A 1,062-nucleotide genomic window follows, 5' to 3' on the forward strand; every position below is an offset into this window, starting at 1 on the left:
TCGCCTGTTGATCGTGCGGGCTACCGACGTGCCGACCTATGTTGAACATGGCGCAGCCGACCTGGGCGTCGCGGGTAAAGACGTGCTGATGGAATACGGCGGCCAGGGCCTGTACGAGCCCCTGGACCTGCGTATCGCCCTGTGCAAACTGATGACCGCCGGCCGTGTCGGTGATGTCGAGCCCAAAGGCCGCCTGCGCGTAGCCACCAAGTTCGTCAATGTCGCCAAGCGTTACTACGCCGAACAAGGTCGTCAGGTCGACATCATCAAGCTGTACGGCTCGATGGAGCTGGCGCCACTGATCGGCCTGGCCGACAAGATCATCGACGTGGTCGACACCGGCAACACCCTGCGTGCCAACGGTCTTGAGCCACAGGAATTCATTGCTGACATCAGCTCCCGCCTGATCGTCAACAAAGCATCGATGAAGATGCAGCACGCCCGTATCCAGGCGTTGATCGACACCCTGCGCAAGGCAGTGGAGTCGCGACACCGCGGTTGACCTACCCGCGTAGCTGAAAAGCTGCGCCCGTCTATCCGCCTCATAGCCAGAATTCTCAGGTGCCCAAGCGGAAACGACTGCTAATTTAGGGCGCCTGAGTTTTTGCCATTTCTATTGAGGCCCTCGCTATGACCACGTCCACTGCAATTGCCCGACTCAACGCTGCCGACCCGGATTTCGCCCATCATCTGGATCATCTGCTGAGCTGGGAAAGCGTGTCCGACGACTCGGTCAACCAGCGGGTGCTCGACATCATCAAGGCCGTACGCGAACGCGGCGACGCTGCGTTGGTGGATTTCACCCGTCAATTCGACGGCCTGGATGTCGCGTCGATGGCCGACCTGATCCTGCCCCGCGAACGCCTGGAGCTGGCCCTGACGCGCATCACCGCGCCTCAGCGCGAAGCCCTGGAAGTGGCGGCGGCGCGGGTGCGCAGCTACCACGAAAAACAGAAGCAGGACTCCTGGAGCTACACCGAGGCCGACGGCACCGTGCTGGGCCAGAAGGTCACGCCGCTGGACCGCGCCGGTCTGTACGTGCCGGGCGGTAAAGCTTCGTAC

General features: G+C 62.0%; 2 protein-coding genes. Both read left to right on the forward strand.

Annotated features, from left to right (window positions below):
* The coding region (gene hisG, locus H8F21_RS29385; protein ID WP_203585853.1) for an ATP phosphoribosyltransferase at positions 1–502 on the forward strand (502 nt) is incomplete at its 5' end.
* A gap of 128 nt (positions 503–630) precedes the next feature.
* A partial coding sequence (locus H8F21_RS29390; RefSeq protein ID WP_203585854.1) for a histidinol dehydrogenase occupies positions 631–1,062 on the forward strand: 432 nt, incomplete at its 3' end.

This window comes from Pseudomonas arcuscaelestis (assembly GCF_016881005.1).
Taxonomy (GTDB): domain Bacteria; phylum Pseudomonadota; class Gammaproteobacteria; order Pseudomonadales; family Pseudomonadaceae; genus Aquipseudomonas; species Aquipseudomonas arcuscaelestis.